The following is a 26,472-nucleotide window of genomic DNA, read 5'->3' as shown; positions in this document are numbered from 1 at the left end:
GCCGCCAGCGGAAGCCCGCCGGGAGGCGGGCTGAGTCTGGACGGCCGGTCAGGCCGGGTGAGAAAAAGCGCCTCTTTGGCTCCACCTTTCTGGCGCCAGCAGAAAGGTGGAAAACAAGGCGCCCGGCAAGTACCAGGGACGAGCCATGGGATCCCAGCTCTCGCTGGGATGACAGTCATTTGGCCAGTGCCAGGTCGGTGCCAGGCCAGTGCCAGAGCACCCATCCCCCCTTCCCGCTCTTCTCCAGCCTTCATGCCTTCGTGTCCGTTTTCCTTCAAGAGACGCGCGCGAGTGCGTCCCACCCAAGCGCCATATTCCTTTCAGCAGAAGGAGAGCGCGATGATCGAGGTCCAGGGCCTGTCGAAGGAGTTCCACGTCCACAAAAAGCAGGCAGGCCTGTGGGGCAGCCTGCGCTCGCTGGTCAGGCGCGAGACCGTGGTGAAGCACGCGGTCAAGTCCGCCGATTTCCACGTGGGCGAGGGCGAGATCCTCGGACTGGTGGGGGCCAACGGCGCGGGCAAGACCACGCTGGTCAAGATGCTGGCCGGGATCATCCACCCCTCGGGCGGCGACGCCCACGTGCTGGGACATCGGCCCTGGGAGCGGCCGCGCGAGTTCCAGCGCCAGATCGCGCTGATCATGGGCCAGAAGGCCCAGCTCTGGTGGGACCTGCCCGCCGCGGACTGCTTCCTGCTGTTGAAGGAGATCTACCAGATCCCCGAGCGCCAGTACCGCAAAACCCTGGACCTGCTCACCGGCATGCTGGGCGTCCAGGGCGAGATCAACATCCAGATCCGCCGCCTGAGCCTGGGCGAGCGCATGAAGATGGAGCTGATCGCCGCGCTGCTGCACAGCCCGCGCGTGGTCTTCCTGGACGAGCCCACCATCGGCCTGGACCTGACGGCCCAGCGCGCCATCCGCGAGTTCATCCTCGAGTACCGCCAGCGCGAGCGCCCGGCCATGCTGCTCACCAGCCACTACATGGAAGACATCGAGCGGCTCTGCGAGCGCATCCTGATCATCCGCGAGGGCGAGCTGGTCTTCGACGGCCCGCTGGCCGAAGTGATGCGCACCCACGCCCGCCACAAGGTGGTCAGCGTGCAGCTCAAGCCCGGCGCCCCGCGCCCGGACCTGCGCCACCTGCTGGGTCGCGGCCTGGACCTCACCGTGCTGGAGGACAGCCCCGAGCGGCTGCGCATCCAGGCCCCGCGGGACGAGATCCCCCAGCTGGCCGGGCGGCTGGTGACGGAGCTGGCGGTCCACGACCTGGCCGTGGAGGAGCTGGACATCGGCACGGTCATCGAGGGCCTGCTCCATTCCCGCCAGGGCGCGGCGTGAGAGCCGGCCCGGCCCTCTACCTCCACGTGGCCAGCCTGGAGGCCCGCAAGGCCATGAGCTACCGGGCCGACTTCTGGATCAACGTGGTGGTGAGCTTCTTCGCCCAGCTGGGCGTGGTCTGGTATCTGTGGACGGCCATCTTCCGCACCACGGGCCAGGCCACCATCGGCGGTTGGGACCTCCCCGGCATGCTCCAGTACTACATCCTGGTGATCCTGGTGGGCAAGCTGGTGCGCGGGCAGGAGATGATGGCCGGCGTCTCCCAGGACATCTACGACGGCGGCCTCAGCCGCTACCTGCTCTATCCCGTCTCCTACTGGTCCTTCAAGTACGCCCAGCATCTGGGCGCCCTGCTGCCGGCCCTGGTCCAGCTGGTGATCTTCCTGGCCCTGCTGCCCCTGATGCCCGGCGGCGTGGGGGCCTTCCACCCCGGCCCGGGACAGCTGGCCATGGCCGCGCTGGCCATGGGCGCAGGCAACCTGCTCTACTACCTGATCCAGCTGCCGCTGCAGAGCGTGGCCTTCTGGGCAGACAACGTCTGGAGTTTGTCTGTGCTGCTGCGCTTCGTCTCCGGCCTGCTGGGCGGCAGCCTGCTGCCGCTGGACCTCTTTCCGCCCGGCGCGCGCGAACTGCTGGGCTGGCTGCCCTTCCGCTACCTGTTCGACTTCCCCGTGGCCGCGCTGCTGGGGCGGCTGTCGACCGGGCAGTGGGCGCTGGGCATGGCGGTCTCGCTGGCCTGGTGCGGGATGTTCTGGCTGCTGGCCAAGGGGGTCTGGCGGCGGGGCGAAGTGGGCTACACGGGGGTGGGGATCTGATGGGCCGCTACCTGCGACTGTACCTGAACTTCCTGCGCTTCTCGTTCAGCCGGGCCATGGAATTCCGGCTGGACTTCTTCTTTCGCGTGGTGATGGACGCGGCCTTCTACGCCGTGCAGATCGTCTTCTTCAGTGTGATCTACCGCCACACGGCCCTGTTGGGCGGCTGGAGCTACGACCAGGTGCTGATCTTCGCCTGCGGCTTCTTCCTCATCGACGCCCTGCACATGACCGTCTTCGCCAACAACATGTGGTGGCTGCCGATCTTCGTGAACAAGGGCGACCTGGACTACTACCTGGTGCGGCCGGTCTCCAGCCTGTTCTTCCTCAGCCTGCGGGACTTCGCGGCCAACTCCTTCCTCAACCTGCTGCTGGCCGCCGGGCTGATGGCCTGGGCCCTGCTGCGCTTTCCCGGTCCGCTGGACCCGCTGCGCGTGGCCGTCTTCCTGGCCCTCTTGGTGAACGGCGCCTTCCTCTACTATCTGATCCACCTGGCCTTCCTGATCCCGGTCTTCTGGCTGCACTCCAACCGCGGCCTGGGCGAGACCTTCTACACGCTGGAGAAGTACGCCGAGAAACCCGACCGGATCTTCCACGGCTGGGTGCGCCGGCTGCTGGTCACCGCCCTGCCCTTCTCGCTCATCGCCTCCTTCCCGGCGGCCCTGCTCTTCGAGGGGCTGCGACCCGGCCTGCTGCTGCACGTGCTGGGGGTGACGCTGCTGGCCTTCGCCGCCGCGCGGGCCGCCTGGCAGCTGGCGCTGCGCAATTACTCCTCCGCCTCGTCCTGAGCCCGCCGCCGCCCTCGCCGGCCCATGAAAAAGCCCGCCCGGGCAGAAATCCCAGGCGGGCCGTCGCTGCGCACATCCAGCAGCTTGTGGACTAATTGCCTTCCACTTCCTGCAACGCCACGCCGTCCAGCCAGAGGATGCCCGGGCCCGTGATGTTCAGCTCGAAGCGGATCTGGGTCTCGCCGTCCTTGGTGGAGCACAAGCTGCTGTACTCGGCCCACTCCTCGCCCACGCCGGCTTCGGAGAGCACCTGCACGCCCTGGCGCGGCGCGCCTTCCTTGATGCTGTTCACGTTGACGTTGAAACGGCACTGGTTGTTCTTCAACCAGTAGGACACGCGGTACATGCTGTTGGGCTCCACGTCCACTTCCTGGAACACGCCCGGGCACTCCCCGCTGGCCTTGGAGCCGCAGGAGGTCACCACGAACTTCAGCGACTGCGCGCCCTCGCGGAAGTCCTCGCGGTCCAGCTGCATCTCGGCTTTCTTGCCGCGCAGGCCCTTGTGGTAGACGTTCCAGTTGATGGGCTTGCCCGGACTGCCAAGCTCGAAGCCGCCGTTGTGGTCCACGCCCACGTTGCGGGCGATCCGGCTGTTCTCGAAGCAGCCCCCGAATCCCAGCAGGATCAGGAGCGGCAGGCCCAGCGGCAGGGCCAGGCGGTGCAGGGTGGTACGATGGGTTGACATGGGATCCTCGGACTGGCCCTCCTCTCGTGTCGGCGGTCGGGAACGGGCAGGTCCGGGCCGGTCAGGGGATCCTCAACACAAGGCCAACAGAATACGGTTTGAAATCAAGACTTGAATCATCTTCTACTTGATAAAAACTTAATTCGCCAGCCTGGCTGAAATCAGAATCCGAGCCAGACCTGCGGGGAATACCCCGTTCCCGACCGGACGCGCCAATCCAGAATTGCTTTGGGCGATTGGGGATTCCACTATCCTGGGCAGCCGGCAAACTCCACCTTTCCCTCTGCACGCGGGCTGGGGTGCGCGGTCCAGCACATCGCTCACAAGCCCATCCGAGTCTCGCCCATGCCACGTGCCGTGGTGAGTACGAGGCAACGGGGCCAGGCTGTGCGGCAGGAGGCATTCCATGCGACGGAACAAGCGATGGATGTTCGTGGGAACGCTGCTCGCGGCCCTGCTGGCGAGCGCCGCCAGGGCCCAGGAAGAGGGGCGCCTCATCGGCTGGGGCAGTCAGATCATCCCCGACGCCAGCGAACTGGAAGGCCTCGTGCAGGTGACCGGCGGACCCTACCACAGCCTAGGACTGCGTCAGGATGGCTCGCTGGTGCAGTGGGAAAGGCGATTCGGCGCCCTGCCCGAGCCCAACACCGGTTTCATCGACATCGCCTGCGGTCTCAACCACTCCATCGCCCTACGCCAGGACGGCTCCGTTGCTTGCTGGGGCAGCAACAGCAACCAGCAGTGCGAAGTGCCCGCGCCCAACGTGGACTTCGTGGCCATCGCCGCATTGGCCTGCACAAACACCTCGGAACCTTGGGGATGTAGCATCGGCGTGAAGGCGGACGGTCGCGTCGTGACCTGGGGCCACTCCATGCCCACACCCCAGCCCAACTTTAGCTTCATCGATGTGGCGGCGAACCCAACCGGTTGCGCGGGCTTGAAGGCCGACGGCACTGTTGTGACCTGGGGCATTGAGATCATGCCGGTCTTCGCCCCGGGCTCCTTCTACACCGACGTCGCCGCCGGCGTGAACCACTTCCTGGCGCTCACCGACGGGGGCACGAACGTCGCCTGCGGCGACAACGCCGCCGGTCAGTGCACGATCCCGGAGCCCAATGCGGACTTCGTCGCCATTGCGGCGGGCAATCTCTTCAGCATGGGGCTGAAGGAGAACGGCCAACTGGTTTGCTGGGGCGCCATCACGCCGATTCCCGAACCCAATGAGGACTTCGTGTCCATGTGGGCCGGATACACGCAGCGCATGGCCCTCAAGCAGAACGGCGAGCTGAGGTGTTGGGGCCGCAACGACTGGGGACAATGGGGCCCGCCACCGGACAACCACGACATCGTCGCAGTTTGCGACGCTGCGACCGCCTACGGCAGCCCAATGTACTCCTACTTCATCCACCGAAGCTTCGCCTTGAAGGCCGACGGCCGGGTGATGGATTTGCTCCATCAAAGTTGGGCGCCGGACTCCGGCTACGTCTCGGTGACGGTGGGCGACTGGCGCGGGGTGGGGCTGAAGACCGACGGCACCCTGCGGGACTTTGACGACGGTCCGCTGCCGGAGCCCAACGAGGGGTTCGTGGCGATCGCCTCTGCCGCATACGCATATGCCTTCAGCACCGCGAGCCACCCCTCAGGTTACCTGCTGGCGCTGAAGGCCGACGGGTCCATTGTCGGCATCGAGAATGGCGACGGCAGCGGACACCTGAACATCCCCAACCCCAACACCGACTTCGTCGCCATCTCGGCAAGCCGTTCGCACGCACTGGGGCTGAAGAGCGACGGCCACGTCGTTAGCTGGGGAGGCACGACGGCCGTGCCCTCTCCCAACAGCGGCTTCTGCGCCATCACCGCCGGCGAAGGGTTCAGTCTGGGCTTAAAGACGGACGGCACCGTGGTGGGGTGGGGAACCAACAACCACGGGCAATGCGATGTGCCGGCCCCCAACACCAATTTTGTCGCCATCTCGGCAGGCGACAGCTATTGCCTTGGCCTCAAGGCCGACGGTACTCTAGTGCAATGGGGCACGCCCATCGGCCTGCCCATGCCCAACGAACACTTCGCCGGCATTTTCGCCGGCAACGCGCACTTCCTTCTGGGCCTGAAGGGCGAGCTGAGCGCAGTGGACGATCCCCCCGGACCGGAGGACCGCTCGCCCGGGCTGGAGCTGCGCGGACTCTATCCCAATCCCTTCAATCCCACGGTCACGGTGGACTTCCATACCGCCGCCCCTGGCCCCGTCACGCTGGAAGTCCTGGACCTGCTGGGTCGCCGGGTGTGGCGCGATGAGCTGGGCCAACTGCCCGCCGGCCAGCACCACGTGCGCTGGCAGGGCCGTGACCAGAAGGGCGCCAACGTCGCCTCGGGCTTCTACGTTCTCCGCGTGCAGGACGACGCCGGCCACGCCCAGAGCCGCAAGGCCCTCCTGCTGCGCTGACAACGGGCGACCTACAATCTGAAAAGGGGCGCATCCCACGGATCCCGCCCCCATCCCCGCCGGACTCGCGACTACGTGCCGCTGGCCCCTACATGTACGGCATGGCCGGAGTCTTGCCCAGCAGGCGGGCGTAGACGGCCAGGCTGCCGCGGTGGTGGGCCGTGTGGTCGGCCATCCCGCTGAAGATGGCCGCCCGGGGCGCCCCGCCCATGATCCCCGGCGCGATGGGCTCCTGCCACTCCTCCCAACTGTGGGAGCGCACGGCCTCCAGCGCCCGGTCATAGGCGGCGTTGAACCAGCCCTGGGCCTCCAGCAGCGTGCTCACCGCGGCTTCCTGGCGGGCCTGGGCTTCCCAGTCCTCGCTCAGGCCCTCGGCGCGGAAGGCGCCCTCCACGAACCAGTCCACGATGTTCGCCGCGTGGGCCACCTGGCGCACCACGCTCAGCATGCCCTCCGCCGGCGTGAACGCGGCATCCGCCTCGTCCAGGCAGGCAATGGTCTTGAGAAAATAGCCCCGCTGGTTCTCCAGCCCGGGGATGAAGGATTCCGTCAGCATCTCGCCTCCGCTTTTGTCTCCAAGATACGAGGGCCTGGGACAGTCACGCGTTCACTGGCAGGCGCTTGATCTTTCTCGTGTCCGGCGGCCGCTTTTCTCCCTACCTTGCCCGGGCAGCGGCCCGCGGCGGCCCGGCAGTCGGTCGAATGGCGGCCGGTCGCTCCGCGACGCCGATTCCCCACCCATCGACAGAAGCCATTGCGAGGACAACCCATGCAGCACCCGCCCCGCACGGGAGAGATCGTGCCGGCCGTCCAGCCGGAAGGCCGCCGCTCCCACCTCATCGACTTCGAGCATTACCGGGAACTCTACGCGCGCAGCATCCGCGATCCGGAGGGGTTCTGGGCCGAGCAGGCCGAGACCCTGACCTGGTTCTATAAGTGGGTGAACGTGCTGGACTCGTCCTTTCCCGAAGGCGACGTGGGCTGGTTCTCCGGCGGCCGGCTCAACGTGGCCTTCAACTGCGTGGACCGCCACCTGGCCACCAAGGCCGACCAGCCGGCGATCATCTGGGAGGCCGACGAGCCCGGCCAGCAGCGCGTCATCACCTACCGCGAACTCAAGCACGAGGTCTGCCGCATCGCCAACGTGCTGAAGAGCGCAGGCGTGGTGAAGGGCGACCGCGTGGTGCTCTACATGCCGATGATCCCCGAAGTGGCCTACACCATGCTGGCCTGCGCGCGCATCGGCGCCGTGCACAGCGTGGTCTTCGCCGGCTTCTCGGCGGAATCCCTGCGCGACCGCATCGTGGACTGCGGGGCCCAGGTGCTGGTGACCGCCAACGAGGGCCTGCGCGGCGGGCGCGCCATTCCGCTCAAGGCCATCGCCGACAAGGCCGTCTCCGGGCTGAACCAGGTGCACACGGTCTTCGTGGCCAAGCGCACGCCGGCCGAGGTGCCCATGCAGGCCGGCCGCGACATCTGGCTGCACGAGGCGATGGAGAAAGAACGCCGGGTCTGCCCGACGGAGTGGATGGCCGCCGAGGATCCCCTGTTCATCCTCTACACCTCGGGCTCCACGGGCAAGCCCAAGGGCCTGATGCACAGCCAGGCCGGCTACCTGCTCCACGCCAGCCTGTCGCACAAGTACATCTTCGACTATCAGCCCGGCGAGGTCTTCGCCTGTGTGGCCGACGTGGGCTGGATCACGGGGCACAGCTACATCGTCTACGGCCCCCTCTGCAACGGCGCCACCACGGTGATGTTCGAATCCACGCCACTCTACCCCGATCCGGGGCGCTACTGGGAGATGGTGGAACGTCTCAAGATCAACGTCTTCTACACGGCCCCCACGGCCATCCGGGCCATCGCCCGGGAGGGCGACGAGTGGGTGAAGAAGTACGACCGCAGCAGCCTGCGCCTGCTGGGCACCGTGGGCGAGCCCATCAATCCCGAATCGTGGAAGTGGTATCACAGCGTGGTGGGTGAAGGCCGCTGCCCCGTGGTGGACACCTGGTGGCAGACGGAGACCGGCGGCATCATGATCAGCCCGCTGGCCCACATCACCGACATGAAGCCCGGCTCCGCCACGCTGCCCTTCTTCGGCGTGGACCCCGTGGTGGTGGACGAGCAGGGCGTGGTGCAGAAGGGCGACGGCGTCAGCGGGCGACTCTGCCTGCGCCAGCCCTGGCCGGGCATGGCGCGCACGGTGTTCAGCGATCACCGGCGCTACCAAGACACCTACTACACGACCTATGCCGGCTACTATTTCACGGGCGACGGCTGCCGCCGGGACGAGGACGGCTACTACTGGATCACCGGGCGCGTGGACGACGTGATCAACGTCAGCGGCCATCGCATCGGCACGGCGGAAGTGGAGAGCGCGCTGGTGGCCAACCCGCTGGTGGCGGAGTCCGCCGTGGTGGGCGTGCCCCACGAGATCAAGGGCACGGGCATCTTCGCTTACGTGGTGCTCAACCGCGAGGCGGCCGGCATGCGGCCGGACGAGCTGATGGGCGTCTTGAAGGAGGAGGTGCGCAAGGACATCGGGCCCTTCGCCGCGCCGGACCATTTCCTGTTCGTGGACGGGCTGCCCAAGACGCGCTCGGGCAAGATCATGCGCCGCATCCTGCGCAAAATCGGCGAGGGCGAATACGTCGACCTGGGCAACCTGACCACCCTGGCGGACCCGCAGGTGGTGGAGAAGATCATCGAGGCGCACCAGGCCCTGGTCGCTCGCGGGCGGTAGAGTTTTCGGGAAGTCAACACAGAGACACGGAGACACAGCTCAAAATTTGGATTGGGTCTCAGGCCCTTGAACTGACAACCGATCAAGCGCCCTGGGTGACCGGGGCGCTTTTGCTTGTTCCATGTTGGCGGGGGGCACGAAGACGCGAAGACTCGAAGGAAAGTTGCGGAAGAGAACGCACCACAGAGGCACAGAGACACGGTCTGAGATTTGGATCTGGACGGTTGCTCGGTTGCACTCACTTCAGACCAAGCGCGCTGGGTGACCGGAGCGCTGAATTTCTCATGATCACCCAGTGATTGTAGCCAACGGATCTGTTGACTGACGAGGGGGCGTGATCCGCAGCAAGCGCGAGACCAGATTGAAGCATCTATGTATCACGAGGTTCAACGGCTGACTCAGTCCCGAGGTCAAGGCAACCCGATCTTCACTTTGAGACTTCGAGTCTTCGTTCCCCCCGGCAACACGGATCGAGCAGAAGGCGCTCCAGGGTCGGCATGCCCATGTCACCACCTCCGCTCGCGCAGCTGCAGGCCTCGACGATACATGGTTGAGTCTCTGAAGCAAGTCATAAGTCCTACTGTGACTCTGTGTCTCTGTGTTGAATGAACTCACAAGAAAAGCGCCCCACGGTCGGGGCGCTGTCAAGACAATCCGGGCGGAACGCAGGCTCACACGTCGTAATACAACTCCATCTCGAAGGGATGCGGGCGGCGCCGCAGCTGGGCGGCCTCGTCGCGCTTGCGGGAGATCCAGGTCTCCAGCAGGTCGGGGGTGAACACCCCACCGGCCAGCAGGAAGTCCTGGTCCTGCTCCAGCGCGTTCAGCGCCTCGTCCAGGCTGGTGGGCAGGCTGGCGATCTTGTCGCGCTCCGCCGGCGGCAGATTGTAGACGTTCACGTCGAAGGGTCCGAAGCCCAGCTCGCGCGGGTCCAGCCGGCGCTGGATGCCGTCGATGCCGGCCATCAGCATGGCCGCCATGGCCAGGTAGATGTTGCAGCTGGCGTCCGGCGGGCGGAATTCGATGCGCTTTTCCATCGGCTCCGTGGCGTACTTGAGAATGCGGATCGCCGCGCTGCGGTTGCCCAGGCTGAAGAAGCTCTTGATGGGCGCCTCGAAGCCCGGCACCAGCCGCTTGTAGCTGTTGGTGCTGGGGTTGGTCAGGGCCAGCAGCGCCGGGCCGTGGCTGAGCAAGCCGCCGATGTAGTACAGGGCCGTGTCCGACAGGTCGGCGTAACCGCCCTTCTTGTAGAACAGCGGCTCCTCGCCGCGGAACAGGTGCTGGTGGAAGTGCATGCCCGAACCCGCCACGTTGTAGAGCGGCTTGGGCATGAAGGTGGCCGTCTTGCCGTGGTTCTTGGCCACCATCCGGATGACGTACTTGGTCCACATGGCCTTGTCCGCGGCGCGGCGCAGGCTGTCCAGGATGATCTCGATCTCGTTCTGCCCCGGGCCGCCCACCTCGTGGTGGTGGTAGTTCACCGGGATGTCCGCGCCTTCCAGCAGGCGGACCATCTCGCTGCGCAGGTTGTAGCTGCGGTCCATGGGCGGCGCGGCGTGGTAGCCCGCGTGGGCGCCCATCCGGTGGCCCTCGTTCCGGCCGGGCAGCATGGAATTCCAGCCGGCCTCCTCGCTGTCGATGACGTAGCCGGCCTCGTGGTCCGTGTTGCGGTAGTTGATGGAGTCGAAGATGTAGAACTCGAACTCCGGCCCCCACTTGCTGTGGGTGGCGATGCCGCAGTCCTGCAGGTACTGCTCGGCCCGCCCGGCGATGCTGCGCGGGTCGCGGCTGAACGGCGCGCGGGTGTCGGCCTCGGCGATGCTGCAGAACAGGCTGAGGGTGGGCACGTCCCAGAAGGGGTCGTGATACGCTGTGCGCGGATCGGGCAGCAGCACCATGTCGCCGGCTTCGGTGGTTTTGAAGCCCGGCGTGGACGAACCGTCAAAGGCGATGCCGCGGTCGAAGGTCTCGTGGTTCACGTGGCTGGCGGGCAGGGTGATGTGGTGCCACCCGCCGAAGAGATTGACGAACTTGAGGTCCACCATCTGGATCTGGTGGTCGTGCAGGTAATCCAGCACTTCCTCGCGCGTGATGAACATGCCGCCTCCAAAATTGGGTGGGGCAAGGAAGCAAACCACGGCCTCATTGTGAACGAATTGACAGGCGGTCTCGCGGCGGCTCCGCGTCACCCGGCCGTTGCGTCGAACGTGGCCAAGCCGCCCCGAATCGGACGTCACCCAACAAGGAAACCCGCCCCATGATCCTCTTCCCGCACCTCTTCTCCCCCTTGACACTGGGTGAGCTGCCCCTGCGCAACCGCGTCGTGATGGCGCCCTGCACGCGCTGCTTCAGCCCGGGCTTCCTGCCCACGGCCGCGGTGGCCGCCTACTACGCGCGCCGGGCGGCGGACGGCGTGGGCCTGCTGATCAGCGAGGGCACCGTCATCTGCGAGCGCGGCAACGGCTACAACGGCGCGCCGGGGATCTGGAGCCCGGAACAGGTGGGGGCCTGGCGGCCCGTCACCCGGGCTGTCCACGAGGCGGGCGGACGGATCGTCTGCCAGCTCTGGCACGTGGGGGCCGTGGCCCATCCGCTGACCACGGGCGGCGTCCTGCCCGAATCCCCCAGCGGCCTGCACCCGGCCGGGAATGTCTCACGGCTGCGGGACGCTCAGGACCAGCCCATTCCCTTCGGACCCTCGGAGGCCATGGACGGGGCACGCATCCAAGCGGTGATCGCGCTCTTCGGCCAGGCGGCCGGTCGCGCCCTGGAGGCCGGTTTCGACGGCGTGGAGATCCACGGCGCCCACGGCTACCTCATCGACCAATTCATCAACCTGAAGTGGAACCGGCGGACGGATGACTGGGGCGGTGAGAACCGCTGCCGCTTTGCCGCGGAAGTGACACGGGCCGTACTGGCGGAGTGCGGCGCCGGGCGGACCCTGTTGCGCTTCTCGCCGGGCTGGGGCACGCCGGGATCCGGCTGGCAGCAGCCGGCAGCGACGCTGCCGCGGCTGCTGGACACCCTCTGGGAGGCGGGCTTAAGAATCCTCCACGCCAGCCACGGCGACTACGACCAGCCCAGCCTGCCGGCCGAACTGCTGCCGGCGGGAGACCAGCCGGCCGGCGGCCTCCTGCCGCTCCATCAAGCCACGCGCGCAATGTGGAAGGGTCAGCTGGTGGGCGTGGGCAGTCTGACTCCCGCCCGGGCGGAAGCGGCCCTGGCCCTGGGCGAGGTGGACGCCACGGCCTTCGGCCGCGCGCTCATCGCCAATCCGGATTTCGTCAGCCGGGTCCGCGGGGGGCAGGAGTTGCGCGTCTATGGTCCAGAATGCCTGACGAAACTAGTCTGAAGTCCACAGTGCCTGGCACCGGTCTGGCACCGGTCTGGCACCGACCTGGCACCGGCCTGGCACCGGTCTGGCACCGGTCTGGCACCGGCCTGGCACCGGTCTGGCACCGGTCTGGCACCGGCCTGGCACCGACCTGGCACCGGCCTGGCACCGACCTGGCACGGATTGTCAGAGAAAAAACAAGGATTGACAAGGACTTGGCCCTTGCAGCGGCCTGTTGCAAAAGCTAAATAGTAACCGTTCCTGTTATTGAAAGAAACTCATGCGGACCAGTCGACAGCGGCAACTCATCCTGGACCTGGTGCGCAGCCGGGCCCTCAACCACCCCACCGCGCAGGACGTGCACGACGCCGTGCGCGACCACATGCCCGGCGTGAGTCTGGGCACGGTCTACCGCAACCTGCACCAGCTGGTGGAGACGGGCGAGATCATGGCCGTCCAGAGCGAGGGCCCTGTCCACTATGACTGGAACCGCGAGCCGCACCTCCACTTGCACTGCCGGCGCTGCGGCTCCCTGGTGGACGTGCCGCTGGATCTGGAAGCCACGGTGCGCGAACAGGGCCGGGCCCTGGGTCACGCCTTGGAGGAAATCGACATTCACGTGCGGGGCACCTGCTCGCGCTGCCTTGGTTCGACAAACAAACCCCAATAGCCTCAAAGGAGATTCACATGCTGGTCACCAAACCCGCCCCCGATTTCAAGGCCACGGCGGTCATGCCCGACAACACCATGAAGGAGATCTCCCTCTCCGACTACAAGGGCAAGAAGGTCGTGCTGTTCTTCTACCCGCTGGACTTCACCTTCGTCTGCCCGACGGAACTGCTGGCCTTCGACCACCGCTTGGGCGAGTTCGAGAAGCGCGGCGTGCAGGTGCTGGGCTGCTCTGTGGACAGCCACTTCAGCCACCTGGCTTGGAAGAGCACGGCCGTGGCCAACGGCGGCATCGGCAACGTCCGCTACCCGATCATCGCCGACCTGACCAAGCAGATCGCCCGCGACTACGACGTGCTGGTGGGCGCCACCCCGGCCACCGTGATCACGGCCGAGACCGAAGAGGACACCACCGTGGGCGGCGGCGTGGCCCTGCGTGGCAGCTTCCTCATCGACGAGGACGGTGTCGTCCGCCACGCGGTCATCAACGACCTGCCCCTGGGCCGCAACATCGACGAGATGCTGCGCACGGTGGACGCGCTGGCCTTCAATCAGAAGCACGGCGAGGTCTGCCCCGCCGGCTGGCAGCAGGGCGACGAAGGCATGAAGGGCTCGACCGAGGGCGTGGCCGAGTACCTGGCCAAGAACGCCGCCAAGCTGTAGTCGGATTCCCGCTTCGCGCAAGGGCCGCGCTCCCCAAGGAGTCGCGGCCCTTTTTCGTAGGTCCTGACCCGACCGGCGCTCGCGCCAAGCCAGCCTGTTGAATGAAAAACCAGTCCAGTGAATTTTCCTTGGATCTCCCTCGGGCCAGTGCTAACGTCCGGCAGGTGGACGGAGTCCCCGGCCACCCCGCGACACACACGAAAGCCAACCAACATCCCACAATCTGCGGCACTCCCTGGACGGAGTGTGCTCTCGTGTCCGGCCGCGCCGGATCCCGGTCCGGGCTAACAGCCCGCCCCGGAGGTGTGTCAACCGCACCGGTTTCCCGGGAGTGGGACCCGCCGAGACCCCCAACATGCAAGGGGGAAGACATGAAGCGATTCCTGGCCCTGATTCTGATCCCGCTCCTGGGCCTGCTGGCCGGGACCGGGGCCGCCCGAGCCACGGGGCCCTCCCCGGCGGGCGGAGCGTCGCTGTCGGAGCGGTCCGCGGATCCGGCCCTCGCCCCGGCGCCGTCCGGTCCGTTGCAGGATCTGCAAACCGCCACCCAGGCCCGTCTCCAGGAACTGGAAGCCCGCGCCCTGGCCGCCCCGGCCGCGGAGGGCGAGGCCCTGCAACTGGAGATCTGCGAGCTGAAACGGTCCGCCGAGCTGCAGCGGCTGGAACGGCTGGCCCTGGCCTGCCGGCGGGCCGGCCGTCTGGCAGAGGCCCGGCTGGCGGAGGAAGAGCTCGCCCGGCTGGGCCGGGCCGTGACACCGGATGCGGGCCCCACGCCGCTGACACCCGCCGAGAAGGCGCGCTTCGAGGCAACCCGCCCGCAACCGACCGTCACGCGCCCCGCGACGGACTCGCCGTCCAGCACGGCGGGAGGTGAGCGATGAACACGCCGCGCCTCCTGCTGCTGGCCCTCCTGCTGCTGCTCGCCGGCCCGCCCTCGGTCCTGGCGGACACCCGGGAGGGCAGCTCGACCCGCTGCGCCCTGGAACTGACCCCCGCGGATCTGGCGGCCTACCAAGCCAACCTGGCCGCCGGCGTCTACGAGTCGGACGCCGCCCGCGAGCAGGCCAGCTACCTGGTCTACCTGGCCTTCCACGTGGTGCGCACCAGCTCGGGCACCGGCGGCATCCCGCAGTCCCAGCTGGATCAGGCCCTGCTCGATCTGGCCGCCGAGTACGACGAGATCAACATCTGCTTCTTCGTGGCCTATCAGGACACCATCAACAACTCGACCTACTACAATCTCGACAACGGCACAGAGCGCAGCGCGCTCAAGGCGATCAACAACCAGCCCAACGCCCTGGACTGCTACTTCGTCAACTACGACGAGGGCTACTGCGGCGTCTCCGCCTTCTCCTGGAGCGCGGACCAGGCCGTCTCTTTCGCCAATGACTGCGTGGGCGTGGCCAGCAACCCCTCCACCTTCCCGCACGAGATCGGCCACTACTTCGACCTGCTGCACACCCACGAGACGGCGGCGGGCACGGAGTGCCCGGACGGCAGCAACTGCGGCGCAGCGGGCGACCTGCTCTGTGACACGCCCGCGGATCCGGGCCTGGGCACGGACAATGTGAACACCAGCTGCGTCTACACCGGCAGCGCGACCATCTATTGCAACAGCGCCTGGCGCGCCTACGATCCGGACCCGACCAACATCATGAGCTACAGCCGCAAGACCTGCCGGACCTACTTCAGCCCCAACCAGCGCTCGCGCATCGTGGCCACCCTCACCGGACCGCGCTGGGCGGAGGTGGGATTCAACGCGCCGGACTTCGACGCGCCCACGCCGGCCGGCTGGACCAACGCCCTGGTGCCGCGCAGCACCACGGGCGGCACCGCGGGCAGCACGCCCGTGACGGCCACCCTGCCCGGTGGCGGCAACACCTACCTGAACATGGCCACGCACCAGTCCAACAGCAACGCGCACTTCCCCTTCATCCACAGCCGCATCTACCGCGACAACGTCTACATCTGGTGGTACAGCTACGGCGGGTCGGCCTGGAGCGGCACCGCCTACTACAACGACTTCGGGCCCCAAACCGTGGGAGGCGGGCGGCACTCGCTGCACGTGGCCCTGGACTGGAACGACGAGGTCTGTGAGACATCCGAGACGGACAACACCGACTACAGCCAGTGGAACTGGTCCCCCAGCGAGCTGGCCGCGGACGCCAGCCTGGCCCACGGGGCGCCGCCCGAGAAGATGACCACCACTTACGCCTATCCCAATTGCGACGGCTACCAGTTCAACGGCGTCAGCTGGTGGAGCGCCGTGGCCATCCAGCCGCTGGGCACCACGGCGGACTACGACGTCCGCCTGCACGACGACTACACCGGCTCCACGACGGGCTTCACCACGTATCTGGCCAACTCCGGCGCGGGCAGCGGGTCGCCGGACTGGACGCTCATCAACCACAACCAGGTGGGCTACGGGGGCACCTTCCAGGCCGGCATCTGGAACTACGACGGTGAGAGCGCCGACTACCGGCTCAACCTGCGCGGCTCCCACGTAGTGAGCAAGTTCGACGGCGCGCGCGCCGGCGGCAGCCTGGCCGCCAACCAGATCCTCGACATCCTCGAGTTCTACGTGAGTGCCGACGACCAGCTCCACCCCTGGCTGCTGACGCTGAGCAGCGAGCAGGCGGCCGACCTGGACCTCTTCCTCTACAACAGCACGACCGAGTACGGCACGCGCACCAGCTACCTGTCGGCCAGCACCAACGTGGGCCCCACCGAGAGCATTGCCGTGACCTTCGGCCAGGCGGGCTGGTATGCGCTGCTGGTGGCCAAGAAGGGCTCGGCGGATCTGGGGCTGGCGTGTGCCTACGACGTGAAGTTCCGGGTGAACGAGCCACGCTTCACCATCTATCCCAACAGCGGACCCGGCGTGGCCGTCTACCAGGACAACGCCCCCTGGAGCGGCACCGAGTGGACCGACCAATTGAGCGCCCAGGGCATCACGCCCGTCATCCGCAGCACGGCCAACCTGTTGACGGACGACCTGAGCGCCTACGGCCTCGTCATCGTGCCCTCGCCCGTGTACGACGCCTCCTACTCCAACGTGGTGGCGGCCCTGCCCCGGCTGGAGGCCTGCAACAACGCGGGCAGCGTGCTCATCCTCAGCACCTGCACGTCCTCCAGCCTGGGGGACGGCGACGCGTGGCTGGAGGGCATCACCCAGACCTGGCAGACCTGTGCCCTGGCCCATCCAACGGGTCACGTCCTGATGACCGGAGTGGCCGCCGAGGCCCTGGGCAACAGCGCCGTCCACTACGTCTTCGACTCCATCCCCGCCGGCTGGTCCACGCTGGCCACCACGGACTGCGGCACCGGCCAGCCCTGCCTGCTTGTCAACGACACGCGCGGCATCGTGCTCTGCGGCGCCCCGCTGGAACACTCCGTGCAGTACTACAACGGCAGTCTGGGCGAGAGCATCGAGAATCTGGTGGCCTGGGGCTGGAAGCGGGCACGCCAGACGGTGCGCTTCAGCGGCACGCCCATCAGTCCGAGCACGAACCGCAGCCTCTATTACCGCAATCCCGGGATGGCCGGCTCCGTCACCTGGGCCAACACGGAGGGCCTGGGCTGGTTGGGCAGCGCACCCACCAGCGGGACCATTCCCATCGTCACCAGCGTGCCGGTGAGCTTCAGCTTCCTGCCGGCGGGCCAGCCTGTCGGCACCCAGCGCGGCACGGTCAGCGTGACGAACTCCATGTACAATTCGCCGGAAACGGTCTACGCCGTGCTGACCCTGGCCACGCGCCAGCCGCTGATCCCGCTGATCGCCGAATTCTACCCAGTGGACTTCAGCCTGGGACCGCCGCGGAACGCCACCGTGCACCTGACCATTACGCCGGTCACCACGGGCACGGACGGCCAGCCCATCACAGTGGAGGCCTACAACATCTACTACGACGAAGACCCTTGGCTGGGCTCGCCCCTGGTCTTCTCCACGACCCTGACCAGCATGAACCTCTACTTCGGCAACGTGGGCATGTACGAGCGGGCCTTCCTGCGGGTGACCGCCACGGACAGCAACGGCCTGCTGCTCGGCGACAGCCGGCCCGACCTGCCGCCGCCGGATCCGGCCCGCGTGGGCCAGGCCCCGGCCGCGCTGCTCCAGCCGCGCTGAGTCCTCCACCGTCCGCCACCACGACGCCCCGTCCTGCGGGGCGTCGTGCGTTTTTGCCGTCACGCCGCCCGCGCGCCCCCGGCCCGACTCCGCCTCGTTCGTCCATCCAATTCACGATTCCGGTCATAGCACTTGATTCTGCCAGCAACGCGAACTAGGTTTTCCCGAATTCTATTCATCAAACACAGTTCGTTGTTTCAAACTCTCGGTAACGGTCACCAGGAGCAGCCATGTCCGCCGAATCCGCCCGGGAATTCGCGTCCCCCTACACCGGCCCGTCAGCGGGCGCGCTCCACCCGTCCCCTCCCTCCACCCGACTGGAGGACTGCCACCCGGCGCGACTGGCCCAACTGATCGGCCAGCTCGGGTTGATCAACTCCCGGCTGGAGAGCCGGCCCCTGCTGGAATCCATCCTCAGCGCCACCGCCCGCATCCTGGAGAGCGAGGCCAGCTCGCTCTTTCTGGTGGAGGCCGCCATCGGCGACCTGCTGCTGCAGCTCCCCACGGGTCCGGCCCGCGGCCAGCTCGAGGGCGTGCGCATCCCGGCGGGCCAGGGAATCTGCGGCTGGGTGGCCCGGGAGGGCCGCGCCCTGTTGATCAACGATCCCGCCCGCGACCCGCGCTTCTTCGGCGACCTGGCCGGCGATTTCGTCACCCGCAACCTGGTCTGCGTTCCCATCCGCCGCCCCGACGGTCTGGTCATCGGCGTCCTCCAGGCGCTCAACCGACGGGCCCGGCCCTACAACGAGGAGGATCTCGAGCTGCTCGCCTGCCTGTCCGACCAGGCCGCCCTGGCCCTGGAGCGCGAACGCCTGCACCGCGACACGCTGGAGCGCACGCGCCTGGAGGAGCAGCTGCGGCTGGCGCAGGAGATCCAGTCCGGACTCTGGCCACCGCCCTGGCGCGGGGACGGGCTGACGATCATCGGGGGAAGCCGGCCCGCGGGTTCCGTGGGCGGCGACTACTACGACCACTTCCGGCTGGCGGACGGCCGCGTGGTGGTGGCGTTGGGGGACGTCTGCGGCAAGGGTCCGGCGGCCGCCCTGCTCATGTGCACGCTGCGCGCGGCGCTGCGCACGCACCTGGAGTACGACCTGGACCTGGACGAGATCATCGCCCGGGTCAACCGCTCCCTGGTCCGTGACACACCGACGGGGCGCTTCACCACGCTGTTCTGCGCCATCCTGGACCCCGCCAGCGGGGAACTGGCCTTCGTCAATGCGGGGCACAACCCGCCCCTAGTCGTCGACCCCGGGCAACGCGAGATCCGCGAACTGGCCATCGGCGGGGCGCTGCTGGGAGCCTTCGCCGAGCTGGATTTCCAGGTGGGCCGGATCCGTCTTGAGCCCGGCCAGGTGCTGGTGGTCTTCTCCGACGGCGTCACCGAAGCCCGCAACGCCGCCGAGGAGGAGTTCGGCGACCAGCGCTTCCACGACCTGCTGCTGGAGCACGCGCCGGAACTGGACCGGCTGCTGGAGCGCGTGTTCGGCGCCGTGGACGCCTTCTCCGGGACGGAGCCCCAGACCGACGACCTCACCCTGCTGGCCCTGCGGCTGGAGAGCGCTCAGCGCGCCTGCAACTGATCCAGCTCCACGCGAAACAGCCCGCGCTGCTCGTTCGTGATCCAGACCCGCCCGCCGTCCAGGGCCACGGCCTCGCACTGCTCGGCTGCGATGGGCAGCCAGCGCCAGCGGCCCGCCAGCAGGTTGCCCGTGCGCAGCGCGGGGCCGCCCGGATCGTTTTCCACCAGAAACAGCCCCGTGTAGCTGAGGATGACCAGCCGCCTGCCGTCCAGGTCGGCGTCCGCCGCGGTCACCAGACCCGCCACCTCGCTCGAGAGCCCCGCCACGTCCGCCTCGCCCAGGAAGGTCAGCGCGTGGACACGATCCGGGCGGAAGGCCTCGTGCCAGGGCCGGTCCGTCCGCGGCGGCTGGCCGGCGGGGGCGTCCAGCCGGTAGAGCCGCGTGTGGGTGTCGCTGCGGTGTTTGGTCAGCACGTGCAGCGCGCCCCGGGCGAAGAAGACCGCCTCGCAGTCGAAATTGCGCTCTTTGGGCGGGAACTCGCACTGGTCCGGATAGGCCACCAGGATGCGCGTCACGGCGCGCACGGCCTCCACCGCGCGGGGATCCGGCTCGGGCAGCACGTAGACGGCCAGATCCCGCCGGGCGCTGCCGTTGTTGCCCAGGTCCGCCACGATCAGGTTGCCCTCGCCGTCCTGGGCCAGATCCTCCCAGTCGTGGTTGGCCGCCTCGAGCAGCCGCAGTCCGCGGTAGTCCTCGGCCCAGGCGGGCTTGAGGGTCGCGCCGCTGCTGTCCACGGCGAACAAGCGCGCCTCGTCCCCGCTGTCGTTGTGGGTCCAGAACACCCCGGGCAGACGCAGGCTGCGCACCAGGCCCGAGGACTCGTCCAGCTGCGGATCCTCCAGGCTGTCCACGGGCGCCAGCACGCTCGCGGTCTGCGCGGCGCCCCAGCCCGGGGCCGCTGACAACAGGCTCGTCAGAACCAGCAGGGCCAGGAAACACGTTCTGTGCTGCATCAGTAGGTCCTCCGCTTTTCTAGAAAGTACGGCAGCGCAACCCGGACCGCTCAGCGTTCAATCCGTACCGAGGCTGCCGTACCGGCTGTTAAAACAAACACGAATCATAGACCGAATCGGTCTTGTTTTGCATCCTATCCCTCGCTAGACTTCCGCCCGATTCCGGGGACCCCAACCCGAATCCACACAGCTCGACCACCCGCAGACAAGCCAGGATTCGACCGGTGCCGGGACGCCCGCGCGGCGTCGGGCGTGAACCGCTCGTCTGGCCGCGTTCCAAAGGAACGACAGCGGGCGGACAGCAACCCAGCCAACCAGGCGGACGGTCCGCCAGCGAATCGGGAGGAAGAGGAACCATGAGACGATTGTTGACCACCACCCTGCTGCTGGCGGCAGCGGCGGCCTGGGCCAGCGGCGAGCCTGCGCTCGAATCCGCCGGAGCGGCGGACGGCGGACGGCCGGAGCGCGTCGCCACGCCCACCCAGGCCCTGGCCCGGGACCAGCGGGCCGCCTTGGAAGCCCTGGAGAGCCAGGCCGCCACGGCCGCCGATCCGGAGGGCCTGCAACGGCAGATCATCGAGCTCAAGCAGCAGCACGAGCTGCGGCGGCTGGAACTGCTGGCCGAGACCTGCCGGCTGGCGGGTCGCACCGAGGAAGCCGAACTGGCCGAATCCCGGCTGGCCGAGCTGCGCAACCCCGTCCGCTCCGAATCGTTCCAGCCCCGCCTGGTCAGCCTGGAAGACAAGCTGGCGGCCCAGGAGCGCGCGGCCCGCGCCGCGGAGACCACGCCCACACCGGCCGATCCCGCCGCGCCGTCCAGCACGGAAGGGGGTTCCCGATGAAGCGTTGGAGCTTGTTCCTGCTCGTGGCCCTGCTGGCCGCGTTCCGGCCCGCGTTGGCCGACAGCATGGAGGGTGGCAAGCCCACCTGCGGCCTGGAATTGACCCCCGAAGATCTCGTCCAGTACCAGGCGAACCTGGCCGCGGGCGCCTATGAATTCGACGCCTCGCGCACCCAGGCCACCTACAACGTCAACCTCTTCTTCCACGTCGTGCGCACCACCGCCGGCACGGGCGGCATCGCGCAGTCCCAGCTGGATCAGGCCATGCTGGACCTGGCCGACGCCTACGCCGGGATGAACATCTGCTTCGTCGTGTTCGACCAGGACACCATCAACAACAGCACCTACTACAACATCGACAGCGACGCCGAGCGCAGCGCGCTCAAGGCGATCAACAACCACACCCACGCCATCGACTGCTACTTCGTCAACGACGACGACGGCTGGTGCGGCATGTCCTCCTTCACCTGGAGCTCGGACCAGGGCATCACCTTCAGCAACAGCTGCGTGGGCCTGGCCAGCAACCCCAGCACCTTCCCCCACGAGGTCGGGCACTACTTCGACCTGTTGCACACGCACGAGACGGCCAACGGCTCGGAGTGCCCCAACGGCAGCAACTGCGGCACCGCCGGCGACGGCCTGTGTGACACGCCCGCCGATCCCGGCCTCGGCACCAGCAATGTGGATACCGGCTGCAACTACACGGGCTCGGAGACCATCTTCTGCTCCGGCCTGACGCGCAGCTACAATCCCAACCCGACCAACATCATGAGCTACAGCCGCAAGACCTGCCGCGACTTCTTCAGCGCCAACCAGCGCAGCCGGATCCTGGCCACGCTCACGGGCGGCCGCTGGGGCGAGTCCGCCTTCAACGCGGCGGACTTCGACTCCCCCACGCCGGCGGGCTGGAGCAACGCGCTGGTGCCGCGCAACACCACGGGCGCCAACAGCGGCAGCGCACCGGTGACCAGCACCCTGCCGGGCAACTCGAACTCGACCTACCTGAACGCGGCCACGCGCCAGGCCAACAGCAACGCCACCTTCCCCTTCATCCACAACCGCCTCTACCTGGACGACGTCCACTTCTGGAACTACAACTACGGCTGGGGCATCAACTGGGTGGGCTCGCTCTACTACAACAACTTCGGGCCGATCACCGTCCGTGGCGGCCGCCACTCCCTGCACTCCGCGCTGGACTGGGCCGACGAGGTCTGCGAAACCAGCGAGACGGACAACCTGGACTACCGGCAGTGGATCTGGTCGCCCTACGTCCTCAGCCCGGACGCCAGCGTGAGCCGCAGCGAGCCGCCGGACATGATGAGCAGCACCTACACCTATCCCAACTGCGACGGGTTCACCTTCACGGGCAGCAGCTGGTGGTCGGCCGTGGCCATCCAGTCCACCAACACCACGGCGGACTACGACGTCAACCTGCACGAGGGCTACACGGGCTCCACCGTTGGCTTCTCCACCACCCTGGCCACCTCCTCCTACGGCAGCGGCCAGCCGGACTGGGTGCTTGTGAACCACAACAACGTGGGCTCGGGCGGCACCTACGAGGTCGGGGTGACCAACTTCGACAACGAAAGCGCCAATGTGCGGGTGAACCGCGTCAACAGCCGCACGGTCTCCAAGGTCGACGGCACGCGCATCTGCGGCGAACTGGCCGCCAACCAGATCCTCGACATCGTCGAGTTCTACGTCTCCTCCGCCGACCTGGGCCTCAGTTGGAACATGCACCTGACCAGCGAGCAGGACGTGGACCTGAACCTCTATCTCTACAACGAGACCCTGGGGTTCGGCTCCCGCACCGACTTCCTGGATTACAGCGCGGACATCGGCACCAATGATGAGTCCATCACCGAAGTCTTCGCCACGTCCGGCTACTACGCGCTGGTGGTGGTCAAGAACGGGTCCGCCGATCTGGCGACGCCCTGCGCCTACGACCTGAAGTTCAGCGTCTCGGCCTTCCGCTTCGGGATCTACCCCTCCACCCTGCCTGCAGTGGCCCTGGTCAAGGATTCCGATCCCTGGGGTTCCACCGAGTGGCAGGACCAGCTGGACGCCCAGGGCATCGCCTACACGGTGCTGACCACCGCCAGCCTGGCCACCACGGACCTGGGCGACTACGGCCTGGTCATCGTGCCCAGCCAGACCAGCAGCACGGCCTACAACAACGTGCGCGACGCCCTGCCCGCCCTGGACGCGTTCAACGAGGAAGGCGGCGTGCTGATCCTCAGTTCGCAGATCAACAACAGCTCGGGCGACGGCGACGTGATCCTGGACGGCATCACCCAGACCTGGCAGCTGTGCCCGGTGGCCCATCCCACCAGCAACATCCTGGTGACCGGCGTGGGCGCCGACGCGCCCGGCAACAACGCCGTGCACTACGTCTACAGCGGCATCCCGGGCGGCTACACCACCCTGGCCACCACCGACTGCGGCAGCAACCAGGCGGTCATGCTCTACAATGCCGAACGCGGCCTGGTGCTCTACGGCTCGCCCATGGAGCACTCCGAACTCTACTTCGACTGCACACTGGGCGAGAGCATCGAGAACCTAGTGGCCTGGGGCTGGAAACGCGCCAAGCAGACCGTGCGCGGCTACGGCGTCCCTTACGGCTTCAGTTCGATTGACCACCTCCAGTACCGCAACGGCGCCCTGTTCGGCAGCATCGACCACTCCACCAGCGACGGGCTGCCCTGGCTCAGCATGACGCCCTTCAACGGCAGCATCGGGGCCCTGAACTCCATCACGACGGACTGGTACTTCAACCCCACGGGTCTGAGCGCCGGCACCTACCGCGGCACGGCCAACGTGACCCACGATCTCTACAACTCCCCGGAGACGGTCTGGGCGGTCTTCACAGTGGCCTCGCGCCGGCCGGTGACCCCGCTGGTGGTGAGCTTCACGCCCGTGGACTTCAGCATCGGGCCGCCCCAGCAGGCGATCATGAACCTGACCTTCAACCCGGTCACCGTGGGCACGGACGGCAACCCGATCAGCGTGGACCACTACCTGGTCTACTACGACAACGAGTGGCCGATGGTCGCCCCCGACGCGGCCAACATCGGCACGCAGACGAACGTCAACCTCTACTTCCACAACGTGGGGATGCTGGAGCGCGCCTTCGTGCGGGTTGCCGCCGTGGACACGGACGGCCTGCTGCTGGCCGATAGCCATCCCGAGCTGCCGCTGCCGGACGCCTCGACCCTGCGGCAGACGCCGGCGAACTTCGTCCAGCGGCCGCTGCTGCCCGTCGCGGACGAGCTGAAGTAGCCCGATCCTTAAGCCTGACACGCAAAACGCCCCGGTCTCGGCCGGGGCGTTTTCTTGTGTCACACAATGAATGAAGCGCAGCGGGTCGTGAAAGCTGACGCGGGCGGGGTTCAGTCCGCGTGGCGGCTGAGCACAACCAGCGAGAAGGCCTGCAGCCGCAGGAGGCCGCCCGGGATCGCCAGGGGCGCCGGCTCCGCGCGGGGCGGCAGGCCGTCCGCCGTGTCCAGCACCAGGCTCCAGTGGAAACCCGCCCCCGCCTCGGGCAGGCGGAAGTCCACGGGATCGCGCCAGAAACTGAAGGCCGCGTAGAGATCCGGCCCCGGCTGGCCGGCCTCGTCGGGCTGGCCGCGCAGGCGCCAGGCCAGGCAGCGCGAGCCCGGCCCGAAGTCCGGCTTGCCCACCTCGGTGCCGTGCCAGGCGAGATCCTCGCCGGTCAGGAAGCTGTCCCGGCGCAGACAGGCGTGGGTCCGGCGCAGTCTGATGAGCCCGCCGACGAAGGCCAATAGGTCCGCCCGGCTCTCCGTCAGGCTCCAGTCCAGCCAGGCCAGGGCGTTGTCCTGGCACCAGGCGTTGTTGTTGCCCTGCTGGCTGCGGCCCAACTCGTCCCCGGCCAACAGCATGGGCACGCCCTGGGAGAGGAAGAGCAGGGCCAGGTGGTTGCGCTGCTGGCGGGCCCGCAATTCCAGGACGTCGGCCCGGGTGGTGGGTCCCTCCACCCCGCAGTTCCAGCTGTAGTTCTCGTTCAGGCCGTCGCGGTTGTGCTCGCCGTTGGCCTCGTTGTGCTTCTGGTCGTAGGAGACCAGGTCCAGCAACGTGAAGCCGTCGTGGCAGGTGATGAAGTTGAGGCTGTGCGCCGGACCGCGGCCGTTCCACTGGAAGAGGTCCGACGAGCCGCAGAGCCGGCTGGCCGCCGCCCCCACGAAGCCCGGCTCGCCGCGCACCAGCCGCCGCATGTCGTCGCGGAAGCGGCCGTTCCACTGGGCCCAGCCGCCGCCCGGCCGCTGCTGCCGCGCGCCGCGCAGGCCCTCGTCGAAACTGCCCACCTGGTAGAGTCCGGCGGCGTCCCAGGCCTCGGCGATCAGGCGCGTGCCCGCCAGCACGGGATCCATGGTGATCTGCTCCAGCACGGGCGCGCTCACCAGCACGTGGCCTTCGGGGTCCCGGCCCATCACGGCGGCCAGGTCGAAGCGGAAGCCATCCACGCCGAAGTCCGTCACCCAGCCGCGCAGGCAGGAGAGGATGTAGTCGCGCACCACGGGGTGGTTGCAGTTGAACGTGTTGCCGCAGCCCGTGTAGTCCAGATAGCCGCCGTCCGTGCCGCGCATGTACCACAGGTCGTCGTCCAGCGCCCGGAAGTGCAGCGTGGGGCCGCGCGCGCTGCCTTCCGCCGTGTGGTTCAGCACCACGTCCAGGATCACTTCGATGCCCGCGCCGTGCAGGGCGTCCACCAGGGAGCGGAACTCCTGCGCCGCCTGGAGCGGATGGCCCGTGCTGCTGTAGTGGGCGGCCGGCGCCATCGGTCCGACGGGATCGTAACCCCAGTAGTTGCTCAGGCCGCGGCCGGTGAAGGGGTTGATGAACACCACGGCCGCCGGATCGTAGGCGTGCACGGGCATCAGCTCCACGGCGTTCACGCCCAGCTCGCGCAGGTAGGGAATCTTCTCCTCCAGGCCCGCGTAGCTGCCCGGCCGCAGGACCCCGCTGCTGGGGTGGGCCGTGAAGCCCTTCACGTGCAGCTCGTAGATCACCAGATCCTGCAGCGGGCGGCGCGGCGGCCGCGCATGCACCCACTCGTGGTCGGACAGCGGGAAGAAGGCGTGATACACCGTGCGTCCGAAAGCGTCCGTCCGCAACAGGGCCCGGGCCCAGGGGTCCGCCACCTCCAGCCCGTCCACAACCCAGCTGTAACGCAGGGGCCAACTCAGTCCCGCCAGCTCCACGTGCCAGACGTGGCCCGTGCGGTTCTGTTCCGGGTCCAGCTGCAGCTCCATGATCCGGTCGCCGCTCTCCCGGGCGGAGAGCAGCAGCGAGACCGTGCGGGCCTTGGCGCTGGGCAGCGCGAAGTTGACGCGCCCGCCGGAGCCGGGGTCCACGCGGCCCGCCGGGCAGCTGGCGCCCAGCGGCAGGCAGTGCCCGCCGTGCTCCACCAGCCGGTGGGAGGACTCCAGGACGCGCATGGGATCGCCGTGCAGGCGCAGGGTGGCCATGGGGC

General features: G+C 67.8%; 18 protein-coding genes. 13 read left to right on the top strand and 5 right to left on the bottom strand.

Annotation, left to right across the window (positions count from 1 at the left end):
• Positions 1 to 339: 339 nt before the first annotated feature.
• Genes WC326_15885 through WC326_15875 form a run of 3 tightly spaced genes read left to right on the top strand, consistent with a single transcriptional unit; the run spans position 340 to position 2,941 of the window.
• Positions 340 to 1,338, top strand: coding sequence for an ATP-binding cassette domain-containing protein (locus tag WC326_15885; GenBank protein ID MFA7332549.1), 999 nt, complete (start codon positions 340 to 342; stop codon positions 1,336 to 1,338).
• Positions 1,335 to 2,153, top strand: coding sequence for an ABC-2 family transporter protein (locus tag WC326_15880; protein MFA7332548.1), 819 nt, complete (start codon positions 1,335 to 1,337; stop codon positions 2,151 to 2,153). The genes WC326_15885 and WC326_15880 overlap by 4 nt, the downstream gene beginning before the upstream one ends.
• Entirely contained in the window at positions 2,153 to 2,941 is a 789-nt protein-coding gene (locus tag WC326_15875; protein MFA7332547.1) for an ABC-2 family transporter protein, read from the top strand. The genes WC326_15880 and WC326_15875 overlap by 1 nt, the downstream gene beginning before the upstream one ends.
• 91 nt (positions 2,942 to 3,032) lie before the next feature.
• Here WC326_15875 and WC326_15870 read toward each other — a convergent pair whose 3' ends face one another.
• Positions 3,033 to 3,626 carry a hypothetical protein gene (locus WC326_15870; GenBank protein ID MFA7332546.1) on the bottom strand — a complete coding sequence of 198 codons (594 nt, stop codon included), beginning with the start codon at positions 3,624 to 3,626 and terminating at the stop codon, positions 3,033 to 3,035.
• Positions 3,627 to 4,032: 406 nt separating this feature from the next.
• Here WC326_15870 and WC326_15865 point away from each other — a divergent pair, with 406 nt between their 5' ends.
• A complete protein-coding gene (locus tag WC326_15865; protein MFA7332545.1) occupies positions 4,033 to 6,069 on the top strand; it encodes a FlgD immunoglobulin-like domain containing protein in 2,037 nt (678 codons plus the stop codon).
• 88 nt (positions 6,070 to 6,157) lie between these two features.
• Here the strand turns inward: WC326_15865 and WC326_15860 are convergent, their stop codons facing one another.
• Positions 6,158 to 6,625 (bottom strand): DinB family protein, encoded by a 468-nt coding sequence (locus tag WC326_15860; protein ID MFA7332544.1) that lies wholly within the window; start codon positions 6,623 to 6,625, stop codon positions 6,158 to 6,160.
• A 213-nt stretch (positions 6,626 to 6,838) separates the two neighbouring features.
• On the opposite strand from WC326_15860, the gene acs reads away from it, so the two are divergent.
• Positions 6,839 to 8,812: an acetate--CoA ligase gene (acs, locus tag WC326_15855; protein MFA7332543.1), complete on the top strand. Its 1,974-nt coding sequence runs from the start codon at positions 6,839 to 6,841 to the stop codon at positions 8,810 to 8,812.
• Between the two features lie 671 nt (positions 8,813 to 9,483).
• On the opposite strand, the gene glnA is transcribed toward acs, so the two are convergent.
• The gene (glnA, locus tag WC326_15850; GenBank protein ID MFA7332542.1) at positions 9,484 to 10,905 is read right to left on the bottom strand and encodes a type I glutamate--ammonia ligase; all 1,422 of its coding nucleotides are present in this window, start codon (positions 10,903 to 10,905) and stop codon (positions 9,484 to 9,486) included.
• 164 nt (positions 10,906 to 11,069) lie between these two features.
• Between glnA and WC326_15845 the strand changes: the two genes are divergently transcribed.
• The 6 genes from WC326_15845 (at position 11,070) to WC326_15820 (ending at position 19,187) form a co-directional block, all read left to right on the top strand.
• Positions 11,070 to 12,164 (top strand): alkene reductase, encoded by a 1,095-nt coding sequence (locus WC326_15845; protein ID MFA7332541.1) that lies wholly within the window; start codon positions 11,070 to 11,072, stop codon positions 12,162 to 12,164.
• A gap of 262 nt (positions 12,165 to 12,426) precedes the next feature.
• On the top strand, positions 12,427 to 12,816 hold the full coding sequence (locus WC326_15840; protein ID MFA7332540.1) for a transcriptional repressor: 390 nt from the start codon (positions 12,427 to 12,429) through the stop codon (positions 12,814 to 12,816).
• Positions 12,817 to 12,833: 17 nt separating this feature from the next.
• Complete coding sequence (locus WC326_15835; protein MFA7332539.1) at positions 12,834 to 13,478, top strand: peroxiredoxin; 645 nt, start codon at positions 12,834 to 12,836, stop codon at positions 13,476 to 13,478.
• A gap of 371 nt (positions 13,479 to 13,849) precedes the next feature.
• Positions 13,850 to 14,359, top strand: a complete 510-nt coding sequence (locus tag WC326_15830) for a hypothetical protein (protein MFA7332538.1) — start codon at positions 13,850 to 13,852, stop codon at positions 14,357 to 14,359.
• Positions 14,356 to 17,604, top strand: coding sequence for a reprolysin-like metallopeptidase (locus tag WC326_15825; GenBank protein MFA7332537.1), 3,249 nt, complete (start codon positions 14,356 to 14,358; stop codon positions 17,602 to 17,604). Before WC326_15830 ends, WC326_15825 begins: the two co-directional genes overlap by 4 nt.
• 230 nt (positions 17,605 to 17,834) lie before the next feature.
• Complete coding sequence (locus WC326_15820) at positions 17,835 to 19,187, top strand: GAF domain-containing SpoIIE family protein phosphatase (protein MFA7332536.1); 1,353 nt, start codon at positions 17,835 to 17,837, stop codon at positions 19,185 to 19,187.
• Here the strand turns inward: WC326_15820 and WC326_15815 are convergent.
• On the bottom strand, positions 19,169 to 20,140 hold the full coding sequence (locus WC326_15815; GenBank protein MFA7332535.1) for a hypothetical protein: 972 nt from the start codon (positions 20,138 to 20,140) through the stop codon (positions 19,169 to 19,171). The genes WC326_15820 and WC326_15815 overlap by 19 nt on opposite strands.
• Before the next feature lie 356 nt (positions 20,141 to 20,496).
• On the opposite strand from WC326_15815, the gene WC326_15810 reads away from it, so the two are divergent.
• Positions 20,497 to 20,982 (top strand): hypothetical protein, encoded by a 486-nt coding sequence (locus tag WC326_15810; protein MFA7332534.1) that lies wholly within the window; start codon positions 20,497 to 20,499, stop codon positions 20,980 to 20,982.
• The gene (locus tag WC326_15805) at positions 20,979 to 24,260 is read left to right on the top strand and encodes a M43 family zinc metalloprotease (GenBank protein ID MFA7332533.1); all 3,282 of its coding nucleotides are present in this window, start codon (positions 20,979 to 20,981) and stop codon (positions 24,258 to 24,260) included. Before WC326_15810 ends, WC326_15805 begins: the two co-directional genes overlap by 4 nt.
• A gap of 110 nt (positions 24,261 to 24,370) precedes the next feature.
• Here WC326_15805 and WC326_15800 read toward each other — a convergent pair whose 3' ends face one another.
• Positions 24,371 to 26,467 (bottom strand): alpha-amylase family glycosyl hydrolase, encoded by a 2,097-nt coding sequence (locus tag WC326_15800; protein ID MFA7332532.1) that lies wholly within the window; start codon positions 26,465 to 26,467, stop codon positions 24,371 to 24,373.
• Positions 26,468 to 26,472 lie beyond the last annotated feature (5 nt).

The organism is Candidatus Delongbacteria bacterium (genome assembly GCA_041675285.1).
Taxonomy (GTDB): Bacteria; CAIWAD01; CAIWAD01; order CAIWAD01; family CAIWAD01; genus CAIWAD01.
The sequence above is the reverse complement of the archived record's forward strand: the minus strand, read 5'-3'. Positions and strand labels throughout refer to the sequence as shown.

What these genes read in the sequence shown, in the direction of transcription:
- WC326_15825 (MFA7332537.1), top strand. Translation starts at nt 14,356, where the DNA reads ATGAACACGCCGCGCCTCCTGCTGCTGGCCCTCCTGCTGCTGCTCGCC.
- WC326_15815 (MFA7332535.1), bottom strand. Translation starts at nt 20,140, where the DNA reads ATGCAGCACAGAACGTGTTTCCTGGCCCTGCTGGTTCTGACGAGCCTG.
- acs (MFA7332543.1), top strand. Translation starts at nt 6,839, where the DNA reads ATGCAGCACCCGCCCCGCACGGGAGAGATCGTGCCGGCCGTCCAGCCG.
- WC326_15800 (MFA7332532.1), bottom strand. Translation starts at nt 26,467, where the DNA reads ATGGCCACCCTGCGCCTGCACGGCGATCCCATGCGCGTCCTGGAGTCC.
- WC326_15870 (MFA7332546.1), bottom strand. Translation starts at nt 3,626, where the DNA reads ATGTCAACCCATCGTACCACCCTGCACCGCCTGGCCCTGCCGCTGGGC.
- WC326_15805 (MFA7332533.1), top strand. Translation starts at nt 20,979, where the DNA reads ATGAAGCGTTGGAGCTTGTTCCTGCTCGTGGCCCTGCTGGCCGCGTTC.
- WC326_15810 (MFA7332534.1), top strand. Translation starts at nt 20,497, where the DNA reads ATGAGACGATTGTTGACCACCACCCTGCTGCTGGCGGCAGCGGCGGCC.
- WC326_15820 (MFA7332536.1), top strand. Translation starts at nt 17,835, where the DNA reads ATGTCCGCCGAATCCGCCCGGGAATTCGCGTCCCCCTACACCGGCCCG.
- WC326_15830 (MFA7332538.1), top strand. Translation starts at nt 13,850, where the DNA reads ATGAAGCGATTCCTGGCCCTGATTCTGATCCCGCTCCTGGGCCTGCTG.
- WC326_15875 (MFA7332547.1), top strand. Translation starts at nt 2,153, where the DNA reads ATGGGCCGCTACCTGCGACTGTACCTGAACTTCCTGCGCTTCTCGTTC.
- WC326_15840 (MFA7332540.1), top strand. Translation starts at nt 12,427, where the DNA reads ATGCGGACCAGTCGACAGCGGCAACTCATCCTGGACCTGGTGCGCAGC.
- WC326_15835 (MFA7332539.1), top strand. Translation starts at nt 12,834, where the DNA reads ATGCTGGTCACCAAACCCGCCCCCGATTTCAAGGCCACGGCGGTCATG.
- WC326_15860 (MFA7332544.1), bottom strand. Translation starts at nt 6,625, where the DNA reads ATGCTGACGGAATCCTTCATCCCCGGGCTGGAGAACCAGCGGGGCTAT.
- WC326_15885 (MFA7332549.1), top strand. Translation starts at nt 340, where the DNA reads ATGATCGAGGTCCAGGGCCTGTCGAAGGAGTTCCACGTCCACAAAAAG.
- WC326_15865 (MFA7332545.1), top strand. Translation starts at nt 4,033, where the DNA reads ATGCGACGGAACAAGCGATGGATGTTCGTGGGAACGCTGCTCGCGGCC.
- WC326_15845 (MFA7332541.1), top strand. Translation starts at nt 11,070, where the DNA reads ATGATCCTCTTCCCGCACCTCTTCTCCCCCTTGACACTGGGTGAGCTG.